Origin of the sequence: Parafannyhessea umbonata, from assembly GCF_012844235.1 — a bacterium.
Classification (GTDB): domain Bacteria; phylum Actinomycetota; class Coriobacteriia; order Coriobacteriales; family Atopobiaceae; genus Parafannyhessea.
The window spans coordinates 138285-157377 of sequence record NZ_JABAGR010000006.1 but is presented as its reverse complement, the minus strand read 5'-3'; the positions used below and the strand labels follow the sequence as shown (position 1 = coordinate 157377).

Genomic DNA, 19093 nt, shown 5'->3' with positions numbered 1-19093 from the left:
TATCATTGGTCAGATAGCTAGTTTGGACCGGACATGGGGTGATGCAGTGGCAGCCGACGACGCAAGGGGCGACTCCGCCAAGCCAGACACGACCGCAGACGACGCGCGAGCGCCTCGGGTGCCGGAGGAGGCGGAGGCCAGGAGGCCGAAGCATGCGGCCGCGCCGAAGGCGGAGCCCAAGGCCGAGAAGAGCGAGGAGGGCGCGGCCGAAAAGGCGTCCGGGGCCGAGCCGGACCGCGGGGCCGAGCCGGAGCCCGCGCCCGCGCCCGCGCCCGAGCCAGGGCACGAGACCGAGCCGGAGCCCGAGCCGGGGCGGGAGCTTGCGGACACGGGAAAGATCTACGTGCCGAAGACGGAGTACACCGCGCCGGCCAAGACCCCAAGCGAGCTGGACGCCAGGAAGCGGTCCGTGACGATCAGGGCGGTCCTTCTCGTCGTACTTGCCGCCGTCCTTGGGTCGACGCTCATAGTCACGAGGTGCTTTGGCCTGCTGAGCGGCACGACGGTGCCGAGCGTCGTTGGATACAACGAGGAGCGGGCGCGGGCGACCCTGGAGCGCAAGGGCCTCAAGGTCAAGGTCGAGGACCAGGAGACGGAGCGCGTCTCTGACAAGGGGCGCGTGCTTTCCACGGAGCCGTCGGCCGACGAGGCCGTGGGCCCCAACGGCACCGTGACGATCGTGGTGGGCACCGTGACGCAGGAGACGCAGGACGCGCCGAACCTCGTGGGGCTTTCCAAGGCCGACGCCGCGAACGCCATCATGCAGACGAACTTCTTCGTGCAGGACGACGTGATGTACGCGTACTCGAGCACCGTGCCTGCCGGGACGGTTATAAGCCAGGCGCCGCAGGCGGGCAGCGAGAGGATCCGCGGCACCGCCATCGACCTGATAGTCTCGGACGGGCCGAACCCGGCCGGGTCCGACGGCGACCACGCGAGCGAGAGCGACAAGGGCACCGTGACCATCCCGGACGTGGTGGGCATGACCTACCAGAACGCCGTCACGCTGCTGAGGGGCATGGGCCTGAAGAGCACGCGCGGAAAGGACGTGCTGGACTACGGCATCCCCGCGGGCATGGTATCGAGCGTGTCGCCCGCCGTTGGCGACGAGGTCGAGGTGGGATCTACCGTGACCGTGTACGTCGCGAAGTCGGACGAGTAGGGGCGCCACCTGCCGCCTGCCAGCCCAAACGCGCGCGGATGCAGAACGTGTGGCATTATTGAGGGGCGGTACGAGCGCCCCCCGACCTGTATACTCTTTAAGAATCCTTACCGAGACCTTGGAGAGCCATGTTCCCGAAGTTCTGCCCGAAATGCGGCGCACCACTAAAACCCGGCCAAGAGTTCTGCATGGAGTGCGGAACCTACCTGGACGCCTGGCAGGGCGACGACACCGTCGAGCCCGAGCCCGAGGGCGTCGAGGAGGCCGTAGCGGAGGACGACCCGACGCTGGTCGTGCCCGAGCCCGAAGGGGGCGAGGCCGCAGACGCCGAGGCGGAGGCGACGGAGCCCGCACAGGACGCGCCCGCACCGGCGCACCACCTGCGCCAGGGAGATGCCGCCGAGCACGTCGCCCCGCAGGACGGGGCGTCGTACCTGCCCGACCTCCCAAGCTACGGAAAGCCCCAGGGCTTCGAGGTGATCGACGCTTCGAGCTCCCCCATGAGGGCGCCGGTGGGCACGAACCCGACCGAGTCGCGCTTCGAGAGGTCGGACAGCTTCTGGACGTCCGACAAGAGGGTCCCCATCGCCATCATCGCGGCGACGGCCGTGCTGGTGCTGCTGATCTTCCTGGCATCATCCTGCGGAACCGGCTTCAGCGACCCGCAGGCGAGCAAGGTCACGCCGCGCGCGGGCAGCGAGCAGACGTCCGAGGGCTCCTCTAACAAGGACGGCTCCTCCTCCGCAAAGGACGATAAGAGCTCCTCGAAGGAGAGCTCGTCGAAGAAGAGCTCGAAGAAGTCGTCCGAGAAGAGCAAGAAGAAAGATCCCGACGCCGGATTGACCGACGAGGAGAAGACCGAGAAGAAGGCCATCAAGCAGTACTCCGACAAGCTTGCGGACTACCGCTCGAAGGTGGACGCCGCGGTATCGGACTACAAGACGCTGTATACGGCGGACCGCGCGCAGCGCACGGCGAAGCGCGAGGAGGTGCAGGGGCTCATCTCGCAGCTCCAGGCGGACCAGGACGCAAACAACGCCCTCGCCTACCAGGAGACCGCCCCGTTCTATCACGCGTGGGTCGCGACGGGCAACTGCTACAACGACCTGCTGACGGCCGCGCGGAGGGTGGACAACGCCTGGGCGATCGACCTGGGGTTCAACTACCCCTCGTACTACCCCGAGACGCTGCAGACGCCGTTTGAGCAGAGCACGTCCGAGGGTGGCGACATCTACCAGGCCCTGGCGGACTACGACAGCAACTACGCGCAGATAAGCTTCGAGAAGAGCGCATAGCGCACGACCGAGGGTCGCCCGCGGGCGCGGGGGCATCCAAGCGGCACGCACAGGGGCCGGGCGGCATCGAGCCGTCCGGCCCCCTCTTGTGCGGCGGCATGCGCTTTGCCGGTCGTGCGCTGTGCCTTAAGGCCGCAGGTCTCTATAGGCCAAGCGCGCCAAGGTCGAACGGCAGCGCGGGGCCCTCCGACTCGCCGGCGTCGTCCTCTGGCTGAGGCGCCTGCGGAAGCGGCGCGCCCGTCGCGCGTGGGCCGCGCTCCGTCCATGCGACGGGAAGGCCGAGCCCGGCAAGCGCCTCCACCACGGCGGGCAGCCCCTCTGGAACGGCGCCCGGCGACAACGGTTGCCCGTCCTTCTCGCCCGAAGGGCAGCTGCCGCAGGCGGACTGCCCCACGCCCGCGCCGACGAGCTCCGTAGACCAGCTCCAGCCGTCGAGGCTCGGCGCGGCGCCGGCCTGGCCGGGCGCCCACGCGTCGAGCGAGAGCGCCGCGAGCGAGGTGGTCAGGAGCGACTCCTCGCGCGCGGAGAGCGTCGCGACCCTGCGGGGGCGCGACGTGCCGCAGGCGGCCCACAGCTCGAGGGCGCCGTCCTCCTCCCTCCCCGCGAACGCCTCGAAGCTCAACGCGAGCCTGAGACGCCAGTTGACGCGAAGGTGGAACAGGACGAGGTGCCCGAGAAGCCCCGCGCGCGCCGAGTCGCCCACGGGGTCCATCTCCTGCACGGCGGACTGCGGAACCGTGATGGAGTACTCGTCCGCGGTGGGGTCGATGAGGCCCACCTCGCACACGCCGTCATGCACCTCGAACACGCTGCCGTAGCCGCCGGTCGCGGCCACGTGCACCAGGGAGTCGCGCCGCATGGCGGCTAGATCCCCCGGTCGAGCTCGTCCACGAGCTCGGCGAAGCGCGCGAGGGCGGCGTCCACGGCCTCGCCGGATGCCATGTCCACGCCGGCGCCGCGCAGGAGCTCGATGGGGGTCTTGGAGCAGCCGCCGGACAGGAAGCCAAGGTAGTCCTCCACGGCGGGCTCGCCCTCGCGCAGCATGCGCTCGGACAGGGCGACGGCCGCGGCGAAGCTCGTGGCGTACACGTAGACGTAGTAGTCGTAGTAGAAGTGCGGGATGCGCGCCCACTCGTGCGCTATCTCGTCGTCCGACCGCACCGCGTCGCCGTAGTACAGGTCGTTCAGCGCTCGGTAGCGGGCGCAGAGGGCGTCTGCGCCCACGCCCTCGCCCGCGGCGCACGCGGCGTTGGCGTCGCGCTCGAACTCCGCGAACATGGTCTGCCTGAACAGGGTGCCGCGGAACATCTCGCAGAAGTGGTTCACGAGGAACAGGCGCTCCGCGTCATCGGTCGTGTGGTCGAGCAGGTAGCGGATGAGCAGGCACTCGTTCGTGGTCGAGGCGACCTCCGCCACGAACATGGGGTACTCCTGGTAGCGCGGCGGCTGGGCCTCGTTCGAGAGCCACGTCTGCATGGAGTGGCCCATCTCGTGCACGAGGGTGAACACGTCGTCGAGCGTCCCCTGGAAGTTGAGCAGAATCACGGGACGCATGCCGTGGCCGTCGGCGGAGTATGCGCCGCTCATCTTGCCGGGCGTCTCGTACACGTCGATCCAGCGCTCCGAGAGCGCGCGGCGCACGACGGACACGTACTTCTCGCCCAGCGGGGCGAGGGCCTTCAGCATGAGGTCGCACGCCTCCTCGAACGTGTAGCGCCGCTCCGGGGCCCTCACGATGGGCACGTACAGGTCCCAGTAGCGCAGCGCGTCCAGGCCGAGCGCGCGGCGGCGGACCTCCATGTAGCGGTGGAGGGACTCGATGTTGCGGTGGACGGAGTCGATGAGGCTCGCGTACACCTCGACCGGGACCTCCGTGGGCGCAAGCGACGCCTCGAGCGAGCTCGCGTAGTGGCGCGCGTTCGAGAAGAACGCGAGGTGCCTCATCTGCGACGCCAGAAGCGCGGCGCACGTGTTCCTGACGGAGCGGTACGTGCCGTAGACGCTGTGGTACGCGGACTCGCGGAGCGCCCGGTCCGACGACATCTCGAGCGGGACGTAGCTGCCGTGCGTGACGGCGTGCTGCCGGCCGTTCGCGTCCGTGGCCTCCGGGAAGCTGAGGTCCGCGTCGTTCAGCATCGTGAACGCCTTGCCCGGCTGCTCCATCAGCTCCTGCGCCTGCGCCAGAATCGCCTCCTGCTCCGGCGCGAGCGTGTGGGCGGCCAGCGCGCGGATGCGGTCGAGCGCCAGGCGATACAGGTCGAGCCCGGGCGTGGCCGCGTACCACTCCTCCAGCAGCTTGGCGTCGAGCGCCTGCACCGCAGGCTCGAACCACGACGACGCGGCCGAGACGCGCGTCGCGAGGCTCGTCACGCGCGAGTTGAGGTCCTGGTAGCGACTGATGCGGGTGTCCTCGTCCGCGCGGCGCGACGCGTAGTTCCACAGGCGCTGCACGCGAATGGTCGCGTCGTCGTCGAAGCGCAGGTAGGCGAGAAGGTCCGCCCCCGTCGCCGTGGCCCTCTCGCGCCAGCCGGCGTACTCGGCCACGAGCGACTCGGCCTCGCCGAGGGCGCGCTCGAAGTCCTCGTCGCTTGCGAACAGGTCGCTCAGGTCCCAGCGGTAGCGCTCGGGCACCTGGTCCCTGCTCTCGTACGTCACGACCTTCTCGCCCGCGGCGCCGTTGTTGTCCGTGCTGTCCTTGACGTCCCCTGCCATGCATCCCTCCGTCGTTCGCGCGGCTAGTCGAGCCTGGACTTGATGTCCTCGACCTCCGCCTTGATCTTGTCTATCAGGTCGAGCTTCTGCTCGAGCCTGTCCTGCATCTCCTCCACGTGGTCGGTGGCGTAGGCGTTGTTCAGGCGCTCCTGCAGGCGGTCCGCCTGCTGCTGCAGGTCTGATATCCGCTTCTGCCTGCGGTCGATCGCGTCCTGCGTGCGCTGGCGCCACTCCTCGTGGCGAGCCTCGCCATAGGCGCGCTTCTTGTCCCAGAAGCCCTCCTTCGCCTTGTTGAACTCCTCCCACAGCGTGTCGTTCAGCTCGCGGCCGGCAAATCCCAGCTGCTTCCACCTGCGGTCGAGGTCCTTGGCGCGCTCCGTCGCCTCGCGCGAGAAGTCGTCCGCGGCCGCGAGGGCGCGCGCCTCCTCCACCAGGGCCCGCTTCGCGTCCGCGGCCTTCCTCTGCGCGGCCTCGAGCGCCTCGTAGTGGGCGTGCTGCGCGTCGAAGAACGGCTGGCGCGCGGCCGTGAACTCCTCCCACAGGCGGTCGTTGTCCGCGCGGTCCGCGACGCCGGCGGCCTTCCAGCGCGCCATGAGGTCCTTCATCCGCTGCGAGGCGGCACGCCACTCCTGGCCCTTCCAGTCGGGCGAGGTCACCGCCGCCTTGCGGGCCTCCTCCACGAGCTGCTCCTTTACGGCCTTCGCCTTCGCGCGCGCCTGCTCCAGGCGGGCGTAGTCCTCCTCGCGCGCCGCGTTGAACGCCTTGCGGGCCTTGTCGAAGCGCTGCCAGAGCTCCTCGTCGGCCTCGTGGCCGCACGTGCCGGCAGCCTTCCACTCGTCCATCATCTCGCGCATGCGCGCGGCGGTCTGCTTCCAGCTCGTGGAGCCGGCCAGGCGCTCCGCCTCGGCCGCAAGGGCCTCCTTCTTCTTGCGCGCATCGTCGCGGGCCTCGTCCCGGGCCTGGTAGAACGCCTCGCGCGCCGCGTCGAAGCGCCTCCAGAGCGCATCCTCGCGCGGGTCGTGCCAGCGGCGCAGCGAGCGCCACTCGTCCGCGAGCCTACGGAGGTCCGCCGGCCCGTGGTGCCAGTCCTTCTCGCCTGCGACGCGCTCCGCCTGCTCGCAGAGGGCCTCCCTCTTGGCGAGCTCCTGCTCTAGCGGCGACGGCGCTGCGCCCGCCGCTCCCGCCGGCGTGGTGGTCCCGCCCTCCGCCGGGCCCTGGGCCGGTGCCTCGGCCGCCCTCGCGGTCGCGCTGTCCTGATTGAGTGCCATGTGCATCCCCTCGCAACACACGAGACGTGACCCTGCCTCGCGGGAGGGCCCAGCTTTGACGCTGCAGCTTAAAAGGCTACCACACCTGTCGCAGAGGGTGCCCCCGACCCCCCAAGCGGTCGCCGGGCGCAGGCTCGCGCGGCCGCGCTTGGGTATCATGGGTACGAGGACGACGTGAGGAGGAACGGTGGCCAAGGATCCGACTCGGTGCAAGGAGACGATGGACTGTCCCTTTCGCGAGGGCGGCGGCAGCTGCATGGGGAGCATCCGCCTGTTCGCGGGGCTACCGGAGTCCGCGCGCAACGACCTGATGGCGCACGCGCTGCGTTCCACCCACCCCGCGGGAAGCCTGCTGGTTCGCGAGGGCGACCCCATCGAGTCGATCCTGGTGGTGCGCCATGGGCGCATCAAGACGTTCCACGCGGACGCGGACGGCGAGGAGTACCTCCTGGACATCCTGCACGACGGCCAGGCCATCTGGCACGGCATGTTCCTGAAGGAGAGCGTCTACCGCTACAGCGTCGGCTGCCTCACCCGCGTCGACCTCTGCCGCATCCGCCGCACCGACTTCATGCGGCTGATCGGCGACAACCGCGAGGTCGCGACGAGCCTTATCCAGACCCTCGGTACGGAGCTCGTGGAGGCGGAGGAGAAGATCAAGGTCCTCAGCACGAGGGACCCTCGGCGCCGCCTGGCGAAGTTTCTGCTGTGGCGCGACGAGCGCTGCATCGGCCCGGAGATCCACCTCACCCTGGGCGACATCGCGAACTCCGTGGGGCTCAGGCCGGAGACCGTCAGCCGCGCCCTCGGCTCGTTCGAGCGCGACGGCATGGTGCAGCGCATCGGTCGCGGCAAGATCCGCGTGCTTGACCACGTCGCGCTTCGCCGGCTCTGCGACGACGCATAGCCGCAGGCATTGCTGCGGATGTCCCCGACGTGCGCGCTCCCATTTGCATAAAGTCGAGTCCGCTCTGCATATCACTTTCCACACGCCATCTCAGGCAAAAACATTTTTCCGTTACTTGACTGTAATCAAGGAACTTTCCGTCGCCCCCATATATGTTGTCTAACGACAAACATTTTCTGGAGGAGGCGACGGGGATGCTCGGAAGGGTCCACTCACTGGAGTCGTTTGGGTCGGCCGACGGCCCCGGCGTGCGCTACCTCGTCTTCCTGCAGGGCTGCGCCATGCGCTGCCGCTACTGCCACAACGTCGACACCTGGGCCATGGACGGGGGCACGCAGATGTCGGCGGACGAGGTCCTCGACAAGGCGGAGCGCTACCGCGGCTACTGGGGCGAGGACGGTGGCATCACCGTGAGCGGCGGCGAGGCCCTTCTGCAGATCGACTTCGTGACGGAGCTCTTCCAGAAGGCCAGGCAGCGGGGCATCGGCACCTGCCTCGACACGGCCCTGCAGCCGTTCACCCGGAGCGAGCCCTTCTTCGGCAAGTTCGAGCGCCTCATGGGGTCGTGCGACCTCGTGCTCGCGGACCTCAAGCACATCGACCCGGCAGGCCACAAGGGCCTGACCGGCCACGACAACGCCAACATCCTCGACGCCCTCACCTACCTGAGCGACATCGCGAAGCCCGTCTGGATACGCCACGTGCTCGTTCCCGGCATCACGGACGATGACGCGTACCTTAGGCGCACCGCAGAGTTCATCGGGACACTCTCGAACGTGGAGCGCGTCGAGGTCCTCCCCTACCACACCCTCGGTGCCTACAAGTGGAAGGAGCTCGGCATCCCGTACACCCTAGACGGCGTCGAGCCGCCAAGCCCGGAGCGCGTGCAGAACGCAAGGCGCATCCTCGGGGCGGAGGGCGCCCCCTCCTAGCCACACCGCGAACCACCTGCGCGACGCGCAGCAGAGCAACCAGCAGCCAAGGCGGCGGCGCGGCCGCCAGAAAGAGAGGAGCACGATGCAGCTTAGGGAAGAGTGGAACGGCTTCGCCGCAGGCCATTGGACGTCCGACGTGAACGTCCGCGACTTCATCCAGCAGAACTACACGCCCTACGACGGGGACGAGTCTTTCCTCGCCGGCCCCACCGAGGCCACGGACAGGCTCTGGGGCAAGGTCCAGGAGCTTCAGGCGCAGGAGCGCGCGAACGGCGGCGTCCTCGACTGCGAGACCGAGGTCGTGAGCGGCCTCACCGCATATGGTCCGGGCTACATCGACCCCGAGCTGAAGGACCTCGAGAAGGTCGTGGGCCTTCAGACCGACAAGCCCCTCAAGCGCGCGTTCATGCCGTACGGCGGCATCAAGATGGCGCAGCAGGCCGCCGAGAGCTACGGCTACAAGATCGACCCGAAGTACGACAAGATCTTCAACGAGTACCACAAGACCCACAACCAGGCCGTGTTCGACGCGTACACCCCCGAGATGCGCGACGCCCGCCACTCCCACATCGTGACCGGCCTGCCCGACACCTATGGCCGCGGCCGCATCGTCGGCGACTACCGCCGCGTCGCCCTGTACGGCATCGACTACCTGATCGCCAAGAAGCAGGAGGACCTCCTGAACTGCGGCGACGGCACCATGACCGACGACGTCATCCGCCTGCGCGAGGAGATTGCCGAGCAGATTCGCTCCCTCAGGGGCATCAAGGACATGGCCGCCACCTACGGCTTCGACATCTCGAAGCCCGCCACCAACGCACACGAGGCGTTCCAGTGGCTGTACTTCGGCTACCTCGCAGCCATCAAGACCCAGAACGGCGCGGCCATGTCCGTCGGTCGCATCGCGACCTTCCTGGACATATACATCGAGCGCGACCTCGCTGCGGGAACCCTGACGGAGTCCGAGGCCCAGGAGCTCGTCGACCACATGGTCCTCAAGTTCCGCATGGTCAAGTTCGCGCGCATCCCCAGCTACAACGAGCTCTTCTCCGGCGACCCCGTCTGGGCGACGCTCGAGATGGCCGGTCTCGGCCAGGATGGCCGTCACATGGTCACGAAGAACGACTACCGCTTCCTGCACACGCTCGAGAACATGGGACCCGCGCCGGAGCCCAATCTCACCGTGCTCTACAGCAAGCGCCTTCCCCTCAACTTCCGCCGCTACGCCGCGAAGGTCTCCATCAACACCTCCTCCGTCCAGTACGAAAACGACGACGTGATGCGTCCCGTCTGGGGTGACGACTACAGCATCTGCTGCTGCGTCTCCGCGACCCAGACCGGCAAGGAGATGCAGTTCTTCGGAGCGCGCGCCAACCTGGCGAAGTGCCTGCTCTACGCCATCAACGGCGGCAAGGACGAGAAGTTCCTGGACAAGAAGACCGGCAAGAACATGCAGGTCGGCCCCGAGCTCGCTCCGATCACGAGCGAGTACCTCGACTACGACGAGGTCATGCACAAGTTCGACCTCATGATGGACTGGCTCTCCGGCCTGTACGTCAACATCCTGAACCTCATCCAGTACATGCACGACAAGTACTACTACGAGGCCGCCGAGATGGCCCTCATCGACACCGACGTCCGCCGCACGTTCGCCACGGGCATCGCGGGCTTCAGCCACGTGGTCGACTCGCTGTCCGCCATCAAGTACGCGAAGGTCAGGTGCGTCCGCAACGAGGACGGTCTCGTGACCGACTACGTGGTCGAGGGCGACTTCCCCCGCTACGGCAACGACGACGACCGCGCGGACGACATCGCGGTGTGGCTGCTCAAGACCTTCATGGCCAAGATCAGGAAGCACCACACCTACCGCAACTCCGAGCCCACCACCTCGATCCTGACCATCACGTCGAACGTGGTCTACGGCAAGGCCACGGGCGCCCTGCCCGACGGCCGCGAGGCCTTCAGGCCGTTCGCGCCCGGCGCCAACCCCGCGTACGGCGCAGAGAAGAACGGCCTCCTCGCCAGCCTCAACTCCGTGGCCAAGCTCCCGTACGAGTATGCGCTCGACGGCATCAGCAACACGCAGACCATCAACCCCAGCGCGCTCGGCAACGACCTGGAGCAGCGCAAGGCCAACCTCGTCAACGTGATGGACGGCTACTTCGCCGCCGGTGCCCACCACCTGAACGTGAACGTTTTCGGCGTCGACAAGCTAAAGGACGCGATGGAGCACCCCGAGAAGCCCGAGTACGCCAACTTCACGATCCGCGTCTCCGGCTACGCGGTCAAGTTCATCGACCTCACCCGCGAGCAGCAGCTCGACGTCATCGCGCGCACCTGCCACGACCGCATGTAGCGCAGGGCGCAACGCGGCCGGCGCCAAGTGCCGGCGCATCCTGAGGCGCAAGGGGGCCTTCCGCACCTGGTGGTGTCGGGAGGCCCCCTTCGTGGCACGTGGGGCCGCGAGCCCCCAAAGGCGATGGGGCGAGGCCCCAAGGCCGGCCGTGCGATGCCGCGCGCAGGCTACCCGCGCCTCGACCCCTGCCTGCCCATGCCGCCCTTGTGGCCGGAGGCCTTGTTCGGCCCGATGCCCTTCTGGCCAAAGCGCATGCCGCGCATCTCCTGGCGCCGTGGCTTCGAGCCCTTGATCCGCTCCCACGCGTCGCGGGTCCTCTCGTTCTTCATTATTCGCTCCCAGCTCCGTTTCATGCGTTTCTCGCCCGGCGCGGCGCCTTCTTCGGCCCGCCGCCCGCCCGGCCCGCGGCCGGTCCCGCACGCGCCCCTCGCCTGGCGGCACCTCACGTCACGTCCAGCATGACCTCCGAGCCCGACGGGCCCAGCCGCAGGTGCAGGCGGTTCTTGTCCGCGCGACGCACGAGCACGCCCACCTCGAACGGGACCATGTCCGCGTCGTACGTCGTCCTCACCACGCGGATGCCGGGCGCGCCGCGCACCTGCTGGAGCGCGTCCGCCTCCGCGGCGTCCAGCACCACGGCCTCGATGTACGCGTCCTCGTACGTGGGCAGAAGCCCCGCGTCCTCCGCGACGCACGCGTACAGCGACCGCTCCACCCGCTCGCGCGTGAGCGCCGGGCACACGGCGGTCGGCACGTACGCCGTGTTCGTCTCCATCGGCACGCCGTCCGCCATGCGCAGGCGCCGCACCTCCCAGAGCGCCCCGTCCCTCTCGCCCAGGCGAAGCCGGCGCCTGAGGACGTCCGTGCCCGGCACCTGCCGAAGCGAGAGGATGCGCGACGACGGCACCTTCCCCAGCGCCTCCATGCGCGCGGAGAAGTTCAGCGCGACGTCGGTGGTGCGGCCCCGCTGGTAGCGCGCGACGAACGTGCCCTTGCCGCGCCGGCGGACGACGCGGCCCTCGTCCACGAGGTCCTTGAAGCAGCGACGGACCGTGGAGCGCGACAGCCCGAGCGCGCGGCAGATTTCTGCCTCCGCGGGAAGCGGCGTCTGCCCGTCGAAGGCGTGCGTGGCGATGAGCCCCATGAGCCTGAGCTTGAGCTGCAGGTACAGGGGCACGTCCGACGTCTTGTCAAGCGGCGTCGCGCATATGGCGTCCAGTGCGTTCATGCCCATAATGTACCATAGCTACCATACATTTGGACCAAATGCGAAAGCTCGCCCGCCAGGTGGCGGCAACGTGCGACGCTGGGACCACACACCACCGGCAGAAGGAGCACCCATGAGCATTCGCATCGCGTTCAGCGACGTAGACGGAACCATCGTGGACACGAACCACCACGCGCTGCCCGCGGACGGCCCCACCCTCAGGCGCGTCACGCAGCGCATCCCGCTGTGCCTGGTGTCCGGCCGCTCGCCGGAGGGCATCTACTCCGTTCAACGGGCGCTGGGCATCACCGGCCCGGTCGCGGCGTTTTCCGGCGCGTACGTGCTGGACGAGAAGGGCGACGAGCTCTACAGCAAGACCATCCCGCTCGACCTCGCGCTCGAGGTGAAGGCGTACCTGGAGAGCGACCTGCCCGACGTGGTGGCGGGCACGTACGGGTTTCACAAGTGGATCGTGGACGACGCGCGCGACTCCCGCGTGCTGCAGGAGGAGTACTTCGTCCAGACGCGCGCGACCCAGAGCCGCGACCTCAAGGGCACGTTCGGCAGGCGCGGCATCCACAAGTTCCTGCTGATGGGAGAGCCCAAGGCGATCCTTTCCGCCGAGAGCACCCTTGGCGCACGCTACCCCGAGCTTACGGTGGTGCGCAGCAACGACGTCCTGTGCGAGGTCATGGTCGCGGGCGTGAGCAAGAGCCATGCGGTCGACGTGCTGTGCCGCCACTTCGACGCCAGCCGCGGCGAGGCCGTCGCGTTTGGCGACGGCCCGAACGACCTCGACATGCTGCTTGCCGTGGACGAGTCCTACGCCATGCCCAACGGCGAGCCGTCTGTGCGCAAGGCCGCCGCTCACGTGTGCGAGTGGTCCAACCTCGAGTCCGGCGTCACAAGGACGCTCGCCCGGCTCGTGTTGGGGGAGGAGCCGGGCGAGCGCTAGGAGGGTCGTTGGCATTCGGCGGGCGGGCGTCAGAGCTCCGCTGCCATGACCTCTTCGATCGTGGGGATGGACGGCACGGCGCCCGCGCGCGAGACTGCGATGGCGGATGCCTTCGCGGCGATGTCGAGCGCCTCGGGCACGGGCCTGCCCTCGCTCACTGCCCACACGAAGTAGCCGGTGAACGTGTCGCCGGCGGCGGTGGTGTCCTTCGCGTCCACGTGGTAGATGCCCTGCGCGTAGCGCTCGTCGCCCCGCTGGTAGCGAGAGCCCTCGGACCCAAGCGTGAGCACGACCGCGGCGTCCGGGTACTTCTCGCCCAGGCGCGCCAGGACCTCGTCCGGGTCCTCGGAGCCGCCGGCCACCTGCGCGCCCTCGACCTCGTTCAGCAGGAAGAGCGACACCTTCGACATGTCGACGGCCTCCAGGGCGTCGTTGTACGGCGAGGGGTTCAGCGCGACCCTCATCCCGCGCGCCGCGGCCGCGTCCACTATGTGCGGCAGGCACGATATCTCGTTCTGCAGGATCACGTAGTCCCCCGCCGAGAAGTGCGAGAGGACCTCGTCCGCATACGCCTCGTCGACGCGCTGGTTCGCTCCGCCGTACAGGAGGATACAGTTCTGGCCTCCCCCGTCCACCTGGATGACGGTGTGGCCGCTCGCGACGTCGACGGTCCGCACGTAGTCCGTGTTCACGCCGGCCTCGCGGCACACGTCCAGAAGCAGGCCTCCCTCCGGGCCCACCATGCCCGCCTGCCACACCTTTGCGCCGGCACGCGCGCACGCGACGGCCTGGTTCAGGCCCTTGCCGCCGGGATACACGTCGCGCCGCCCCGCGGCGAGGGTCTCGCCGGGCCTGACCATGTGGTCGACCTGGTACACGTAGTCGATGTTCAAAGATCCGAAGTCTAGAATCCTCATGAGCGTTCCTCCGTCCCAGAGAGCGCCTTCGAAACGGCGTGCCTCCAGCCATCATACTTGCGACGCGACCACGCCTCGTCGCGCTCGGGCCTGAAGACCCTGCGCTCCACGCCGTCAAACAGCGCTCCCGCGTCGTAGATCCCCGTGGCGCACCCCGCGGCGTACGCGGCCCCCATGCCCGACAGCTCCTCCGTCGGGGACACCGCCACCGGCACGCGGGCGATGTCGCTCTGGAACTGCATGAGGTAGCCGTTGTGCGTGGGGCCTCCGTCCACGCGCAGCTCCCCGATCGCGACGCCGGAGTCGCTCTCCATCGCCCTCAGCACGTCGGTTATCTGGTAGCCAATGCTGTCCAGCGCCGCGCGCACGATCTCGGCCCTGTGCGTCGTCCGCGTCATCCCGTACAGCACGCCCACGGCACCAGGGTCCCAGTACGGCGCGCCCAGGCCGGAAAACGCCGGCACCAGGTAGCTGCGGTCGCACTCGCTCGCGGCACGCGCAAGCTCCTCGGTCTGTCCCGCGGACTCGACGAGCCCCACGTCGTCCTTCAGCCACGTCACGACGGCGCCGGTGTAGTTGACGTTGCCCTCCAGGACGTAGTTCACCTTTCCGCCCAGCTTCCAGGCGAGCGACGACACCAGGCCGCTTTCCGACGTCACGGGCCTCTCCCCCACGTTCATCATGACGGAGGATCCGGTGCCGTACGTCGCCTTCACCATGCCGGGCCGCAGGCAGCCCTGCCCAAACAGCGCACCGTGGGAGTCGCCCATCACGGCGTGTATGGGGATGGGCGCGTCCAGGTAGCCCTCGAAGTCGGTCATGCCAAACGGCGCGTCGGAGTCGCACACCTCGGGAAGCGCCGCCACGGGGATGCCGAACGCGTCACACAGCCCCTCGTCCCACGCGAGCCCTCGGATGTCGAAGAGCTCCGTCCTCGACGCGTTCGAGTAGTCCGTCTTGTACGACTCCCCATGCGTCAGCCTGTACACCAGGTACGCGTCGACCGTCCCCAGGCGCAGCCTCCCCCGACGCAGGCCCTCTGCCACGCCGTCCACGTTCTCGCAGATCCACGCGAGCTTAGCCGCGGGAAAGTACGGCGACAGCCTGATCCCCGTCCGCTCCCTCACCGCGTCTTCCATGCCCGCGGCCGCGACGCGCTCGCACACGTCCGTCGCGCGCGCGTCCTGCCATACGATGGCGTTGTGGCACGGCGTGCCGTCGGCATCCCACACGAGCGACGTCTCGCGCTGGTTCGAGATGCCCACGCATGCGATGTCGCCCCTGTCCACGCCCGCCTTCGCGACCACGTCCGCCACGGTCGCGACCACGTTGCGATATATCTCCTCCGGGTCGTGCTCGACCCATCCGCGGTCGTTCACGATCTGCCTGTGAGGACGGTCCGCGCGGGCGAGAAGGGCCCCCTCTCCGTCGAAGAGGATGGCCTTGGTCCCCTGCGTGCTCTGATCGATGCCCAATACGTACTTCGCCATGTCCGCCCCTAAAACGCGCACGCCGCCGTGAGCAGCACGTTGGGATACGGCGAGAACTCGCCCGTCCTTATCACGAACTTGCAGTCCGCCTCCATGCGCTTCAGCTCGACGTGCGGCACGTAGTCGTGCTCGACTCCCCCGAGCCTCTCCTGCACGTACGCGTGCAGCTCTGGGTTCGCCTCCTTGATCTCCTCGGCAAGCGTGTAGTGCTCGAAGACGCACTCGTCCGCAATTGCGTCCATGACCTGCCTAAACGTCGGGACCCCGCCCACAACGGCCAAGTCCACGACCTCCACGCCCTTCGGTATGGGCATGCCCGCGTCCGCGATCATGTAGGTGTCCTTGTGTCCCAGCCCCGCAAGGAGGCCGGCAAGCTGCGCGTTGATGATGCCGCTCTTCTTCATGGCGTATCCCTTCGACCTGGGGGCGTCGCCCCGCCATGCGGCGGATGGCGGCGCCCCCACTCACTGCAAAACGTTTGTCAAGCGCCCTCTCGGGGCGGGCCGCTAGGCCGTAGCCGCGGCCTTCTCCTCGTTCTTGGACTCGTTTCTCGCCTGGAGCGCCATGCGTGCCTGGATGTTGCGCTGCACCTGGTCGATCACGACGGCGATGATGATCACGAGGCCGCGGATGACCTGCTGCCAGAACTCCGTGACGCCCATCATGGTCATGCCGTCGTTGATGACGCCGATGACGAACGCGCCCTCTATGGTGCCGATGATGGTGCCGACGCCGCCTGCCATCGAGGTGCCGCCCAGGACGGATGCCGCAATGGCGTTCATCTCCCAGGAGTTGCCCGTAGCGGGGTGCGCGGCCATCAGCTGCGAGGTGGTGATGATGCCGACCATGGCCGAGCACAGGCCAGAGATCGCATAGACGATGATGAGGCTCTTGTCGACCTTGATGCCGGAGAGCCTTGCCGCGTTGGTGTTGCCGCCGATGGCGAGCACGTGCCAGCCGAACGCCGTCTTGTTCAGGACGAGGCCGGCGATCACCGCGAAGATCACGAGGATGACGACGCCCATGGGGATGATTCCGAAGACGCTGGAGCTGAAGAACGAGAAGCCCATGTTGCCCAGGCCGGCCTTGCCCGCGATGTCGTTGAAGGTCGCGCCGTTCGAGCGGATGTTCGCGAAGCCGCGCCACACGTACATGGTGCCCAGGGTCGCGATGAAGGGCGTCACCCCGAGCTTCGTGATGATGAGGCCGTTCACGACTCCCAGGAGCACGCCGATGACCAGCGTGACGAGGGCGACGACGGGAACTGACATGTAGATCGTGACGCCGAACATGGGCAGCGTCAGGCCCTCCTGCAAGAACCCGCCCGCGAGCATGCCGCAGAATCCCACGACGGCGCCGACGGAGAGGTCGATGCCTCCCGTGATGATGACGTAGGTCATGCCGATGGCGAGGATGCCATACAGGGCCACGTGCTTCGCGACGGAGAGGAGCGAGTCCACGTTGAAGAAGTTCGGCGCCGCAAAGCTGAAGAACACGAAGAGAATTGCGAGAACGATGAGCGTACGACCCTTGAGCAGCGTCATCAACAGCTGGTTGTTGCCGCCCGAGCCCTTCTTAGTATCCGCTGCCATGGTTACTTACCCTCCTGCTGTTTCGTTTCCGTGTGGTGACCCTTGTACGAGGCCATCACGAGCGCGTCCTTTGTGATGTCGTCCCCGACGAACTCGCCCGTCTTCTTGCCGTTGGACAGGACGATGATCCGGTCGGAGATCGCCATGATCTCCTCGAGCTCCGAGGAGATGACGATGATGGACAGGCCTTGCTGGGCGTACTTGTTGATGATCTCGAAGACCTCCGTCTTCGCGCCGACGTCGATACCCCTGCTCGGCTCGTCCATCAGGAAGATCTTCGGCTCGGTGAGCAGACCCTTCGCGATGACGACCTTCTGCTGGTTTCCGCCGGAGAGCGAGAGAATCGGCAGGTGCTTGTCCGCGACCTTGATGTGGATGTCCTCGATCTCCTCGTCCACCTTCTTGTCCTCGAGCGCCGAGTCGATGAACGGACCTCGCTTATAGCGCTTCAGTGCGGCAAGGGAGGCGTTCTTCTCGATGTCGAGCGTCTGGACGAGACCGCTGCCCTGACGGTCCTCGGGAATGAGCGAGACTCCCATGTCGATCATCTGGGAGACGCTCTTGATCTGCACCGGCTTCCCCTCGATGTCGACCTCGCCCGTGTGCTCGGGATGCAAGCCCATAATGCACTCGAAGACCTCGGAGCGTCCGGCGCCGAGAAGACCGTAGATGCCGAGGACCTCACCCCTCTTGAGGTCGAAGCTCACGTGGTCGACGAGGTAGCCTCCGCCAGGCTTCGGCAGGCACAGGTCCTTGACCTCGAGCACCTTGGGCTGCTTGGACCAGTCGACGGTACGGTCGCGCTTGGGGTAGTTCTTCTCGCCGCCCGTCATCTTGGAGACAATCCAGGACACGCTGATGTCCTTGACGTCCGCGTCGTCCACGTACTTGCCGTCTCGCAGGATGGTGACGTGGTCGCCGATCTCCATGATCTCCTCGAGGCGGTGCGAGATGTAGACGATCGAGAGACCCTCGCTCGTGAGCTCGCGCATGATCTTGAAGAGGACCTGGACCTCCTGCTGGGAGAGCGACGAGGTGGGCTCGTCCATGATGAGGACCTTGAGGTCGTCGTCGACGAGATTGCGCGCGATCTCGACCATCTGCTGCTGGCCGACTCGAAGCGTGCCGACGATGGTGTTGGGGTCCATCGGGTGCTCGAGTTTTGCGAGAACCTTGTTCGCCCGCTCGACGTGCCTTGCGTTGTCGAGCGACGCGCCCTTCTTCAGCTCCTTGTTCATGAAGATGTTCTGGTAGATGTTGAGGTTCGGGAACAGGCTCAGCTCCTGGTGGATGATGCCGATCCCGTGCTTCCTCGCCTCCGTGGTGTCCTTGAAGTGGACCTCCTGGTCGCCGATGTACATCGTTCCGGAGGACGGCTGCTCTATGCCGGCGATCATCTTCATGAGCGTTGACTTGCCCGCACCGTTCTCGCCGATGAGGACGTTGACCTTGCCCTTCAGAAGATCGAAGGAAACCTCGTCCAGGGCCTTGGTGCCCGGGTAGATCTTCGAGATCTTCTCGGCATGCAGGAAGACGTTATCGGGGCAGCTGTATCCTGCCATGTGCATGCATCTCCTTCCTAATGTCGAGGACGTCCTACTCGGCGCTCAGCTCGACCGGGGTGATGCTGACCATGGTCATTCCGGTCTTGGCGGTGAACGCGCCGGTAAAGCTGATCTTCTTGCCCTTCAGGCTCCCGATGTCGGCCTTGTCGATCACGTCCTTCTGGGCGGTGTCGTTGATTGCCTGGGAGACCTGGCTCCACTGCGTGGTGTCCTTGTAGTCGTTCAGGTTGATGCTCGTGAGGTAGTCGCGCAGCGACGTGTCGGAGATGACGGGCCCGACGTTGATGACGACCTTCTTGCTCCCCGCGTAGCCGTCGACGGCGACGGTCATCGTGCCCTTGGACGAGGCGCTCTTGTCAACGGCCTTCGCGTTGACCTCGGTGACGGTTCCCGTCCCCTTGACGGCATAGACGACGCCACTGCCCGCTGCGACCTTGGAGGTGCTGAGGCTCTTGCCGTCGAACTTCTGGATGACATCGTCCTTCGTGAGGCTTCCGGCGTCGCCGGCCGCCAGCAGCTCGCCGAGGTCCGCCGCCTTAGAGGGAATCTCGTCCTTGACCTTCTTCCAGAGGTCCTTGGACTGGGACTTTGCGTCGAACGTGACCTCACCCGTGTACTTGGCCTCCTGACCGATGGGCACGACGGTGCAGCCAGAGAGCGCGACGGCCCCCGCCACAAGTGCGCTTGCCACTACCGGGAGAAACCCCTTCCTCATCTTTCTCCTCCAATCTG

General features: G+C 67.2%; 17 protein-coding genes. 6 read left to right on the top strand and 11 right to left on the bottom strand.

The window, feature by feature from the left end:
* The first annotated feature begins 46 nt into the window (after positions 1–46).
* Both HF885_RS07430 and HF885_RS07425 read left to right on the top strand, forming a co-directional pair.
* The gene (locus HF885_RS07430) at positions 47–1162 is read left to right on the top strand and encodes a PASTA domain-containing protein (protein ID WP_170104304.1); all 1116 of its coding nucleotides are present in this window, start codon (positions 47–49) and stop codon (positions 1160–1162) included.
* A gap of 128 nt (positions 1163–1290) precedes the next feature.
* Positions 1291–2457, top strand: coding sequence for a zinc ribbon domain-containing protein (locus HF885_RS07425; RefSeq protein WP_170104303.1), 1167 nt, complete (start codon positions 1291–1293; stop codon positions 2455–2457).
* A gap of 142 nt (positions 2458–2599) precedes the next feature.
* Here HF885_RS07425 and HF885_RS07420 read toward each other — a convergent pair whose 3' ends face one another.
* The 3 genes from HF885_RS07420 to HF885_RS07410 are packed head-to-tail and all read right to left on the bottom strand — an operon-like array spanning position 2600 to position 6437.
* The gene (locus tag HF885_RS07420; RefSeq protein WP_170104302.1) at positions 2600–3316 is read right to left on the bottom strand and encodes a hypothetical protein; all 717 of its coding nucleotides are present in this window, start codon (positions 3314–3316) and stop codon (positions 2600–2602) included.
* A 5-nt stretch (positions 3317–3321) separates the two neighbouring features.
* Entirely contained in the window at positions 3322–5169 is a 1848-nt protein-coding gene (pepF, locus tag HF885_RS07415) for an oligoendopeptidase F (protein ID WP_206109845.1), read from the bottom strand.
* Between the two features lie 23 nt (positions 5170–5192).
* A complete protein-coding gene (locus HF885_RS07410; protein WP_170104301.1) occupies positions 5193–6437 on the bottom strand; it encodes a DUF349 domain-containing protein in 1245 nt (414 codons plus the stop codon).
* 187 nt (positions 6438–6624) lie between these two features.
* Between HF885_RS07410 and HF885_RS07405 the strand changes: the two genes are divergently transcribed.
* From HF885_RS07405 to pflB, 3 genes are all read left to right on the top strand, one after another.
* Positions 6625–7344, top strand: a complete 720-nt coding sequence (locus tag HF885_RS07405) for a Crp/Fnr family transcriptional regulator (RefSeq protein WP_328804351.1) — start codon at positions 6625–6627, stop codon at positions 7342–7344.
* Positions 7345–7538: 194 nt separating this feature from the next.
* Positions 7539–8276: a pyruvate formate-lyase-activating protein gene (pflA, locus tag HF885_RS07400; protein ID WP_170104300.1), complete on the top strand. Its 738-nt coding sequence runs from the start codon at positions 7539–7541 to the stop codon at positions 8274–8276.
* A gap of 85 nt (positions 8277–8361) precedes the next feature.
* On the top strand, positions 8362–10635 hold the full coding sequence (pflB, locus tag HF885_RS07395) for a formate C-acetyltransferase (RefSeq protein ID WP_170104299.1): 2274 nt from the start codon (positions 8362–8364) through the stop codon (positions 10633–10635).
* 167 nt (positions 10636–10802) lie between these two features.
* Here pflB and HF885_RS07390 read toward each other — a convergent pair whose 3' ends face one another.
* Both HF885_RS07390 and HF885_RS07385 read right to left on the bottom strand, forming a co-directional pair.
* Complete coding sequence (locus HF885_RS07390; RefSeq protein WP_170104298.1) at positions 10803–10964, bottom strand: hypothetical protein; 162 nt, start codon at positions 10962–10964, stop codon at positions 10803–10805.
* A 113-nt stretch (positions 10965–11077) separates the two neighbouring features.
* Positions 11078–11863, bottom strand: coding sequence for a GntR family transcriptional regulator (locus HF885_RS07385; RefSeq protein ID WP_170104297.1), 786 nt, complete (start codon positions 11861–11863; stop codon positions 11078–11080).
* 112 nt (positions 11864–11975) lie between these two features.
* Between HF885_RS07385 and HF885_RS07380 the strand changes: the two genes are divergently transcribed.
* Positions 11976–12797, top strand: a complete 822-nt coding sequence (locus HF885_RS07380; RefSeq protein WP_170104296.1) for an HAD-IIB family hydrolase — start codon at positions 11976–11978, stop codon at positions 12795–12797.
* 29 nt (positions 12798–12826) lie between these two features.
* On the opposite strand, the gene HF885_RS07375 is transcribed toward HF885_RS07380, so the two are convergent.
* The 6 genes from HF885_RS07375 to HF885_RS07350 form a co-directional block, all read right to left on the bottom strand.
* Positions 12827–13714: a ribokinase gene (locus tag HF885_RS07375; protein WP_170104295.1), complete on the bottom strand. Its 888-nt coding sequence runs from the start codon at positions 13712–13714 to the stop codon at positions 12827–12829.
* Positions 13711–15204 carry an FGGY-family carbohydrate kinase gene (locus tag HF885_RS07370; protein WP_170104294.1) on the bottom strand — a complete coding sequence of 498 codons (1494 nt, stop codon included), beginning with the start codon at positions 15202–15204 and terminating at the stop codon, positions 13711–13713. The genes HF885_RS07375 and HF885_RS07370 overlap by 4 nt, the downstream gene beginning before the upstream one ends.
* 8 nt (positions 15205–15212) lie before the next feature.
* Positions 15213–15608 carry a D-ribose pyranase gene (rbsD, locus tag HF885_RS07365; protein WP_170104293.1) on the bottom strand — a complete coding sequence of 132 codons (396 nt, stop codon included), beginning with the start codon at positions 15606–15608 and terminating at the stop codon, positions 15213–15215.
* A 102-nt stretch (positions 15609–15710) separates the two neighbouring features.
* Positions 15711–16796, bottom strand: a complete 1086-nt coding sequence (locus HF885_RS07360; RefSeq protein ID WP_170104292.1) for an ABC transporter permease — start codon at positions 16794–16796, stop codon at positions 15711–15713.
* Positions 16797–16798: 2 nt separating this feature from the next.
* Complete coding sequence (locus tag HF885_RS07355; RefSeq protein ID WP_170104291.1) at positions 16799–18358, bottom strand: sugar ABC transporter ATP-binding protein; 1560 nt, start codon at positions 18356–18358, stop codon at positions 16799–16801.
* 34 nt (positions 18359–18392) lie between these two features.
* Entirely contained in the window at positions 18393–19076 is a 684-nt protein-coding gene (locus tag HF885_RS07350; RefSeq protein WP_170104290.1) for a DUF2291 family protein, read from the bottom strand.
* Between the last annotated feature and the right edge of the window lie 17 nt (positions 19077–19093).

Excerpts from the sequence above, each read along its gene's own strand:
- HF885_RS07410 (WP_170104301.1), bottom strand. The coding sequence starts at position 6,437 with ATGGCACTCAATCAGGACAGCGCGACCGCGAGGGCGGCCGAGGCACCG.
- pflA (WP_170104300.1), top strand. The coding sequence starts at position 7,539 with ATGCTCGGAAGGGTCCACTCACTGGAGTCGTTTGGGTCGGCCGACGGC.
- HF885_RS07360 (WP_170104292.1), bottom strand. The coding sequence starts at position 16,796 with ATGGCAGCGGATACTAAGAAGGGCTCGGGCGGCAACAACCAGCTGTTG.
- HF885_RS07385 (WP_170104297.1), bottom strand. The coding sequence starts at position 11,863 with ATGAACGCACTGGACGCCATATGCGCGACGCCGCTTGACAAGACGTCG.
- rbsD (WP_170104293.1), bottom strand. The coding sequence starts at position 15,608 with ATGAAGAAGAGCGGCATCATCAACGCGCAGCTTGCCGGCCTCCTTGCG.
- pflB (WP_170104299.1), top strand. The coding sequence starts at position 8,362 with ATGCAGCTTAGGGAAGAGTGGAACGGCTTCGCCGCAGGCCATTGGACG.
- HF885_RS07355 (WP_170104291.1), bottom strand. The coding sequence starts at position 18,358 with ATGGCAGGATACAGCTGCCCCGATAACGTCTTCCTGCATGCCGAGAAG.
- HF885_RS07350 (WP_170104290.1), bottom strand. The coding sequence starts at position 19,076 with ATGAGGAAGGGGTTTCTCCCGGTAGTGGCAAGCGCACTTGTGGCGGGG.
- HF885_RS07375 (WP_170104295.1), bottom strand. The coding sequence starts at position 13,714 with ATGAGGATTCTAGACTTCGGATCTTTGAACATCGACTACGTGTACCAG.
- HF885_RS07420 (WP_170104302.1), bottom strand. The coding sequence starts at position 3,316 with ATGCGGCGCGACTCCCTGGTGCACGTGGCCGCGACCGGCGGCTACGGC.
- HF885_RS07425 (WP_170104303.1), top strand. The coding sequence starts at position 1,291 with ATGTTCCCGAAGTTCTGCCCGAAATGCGGCGCACCACTAAAACCCGGC.
- HF885_RS07390 (WP_170104298.1), bottom strand. The coding sequence starts at position 10,964 with ATGAAGAACGAGAGGACCCGCGACGCGTGGGAGCGGATCAAGGGCTCG.
- HF885_RS07370 (WP_170104294.1), bottom strand. The coding sequence starts at position 15,204 with ATGGCGAAGTACGTATTGGGCATCGATCAGAGCACGCAGGGGACCAAG.
- pepF (WP_206109845.1), bottom strand. The coding sequence starts at position 5,169 with ATGGCAGGGGACGTCAAGGACAGCACGGACAACAACGGCGCCGCGGGC.
- HF885_RS07380 (WP_170104296.1), top strand. The coding sequence starts at position 11,976 with ATGAGCATTCGCATCGCGTTCAGCGACGTAGACGGAACCATCGTGGAC.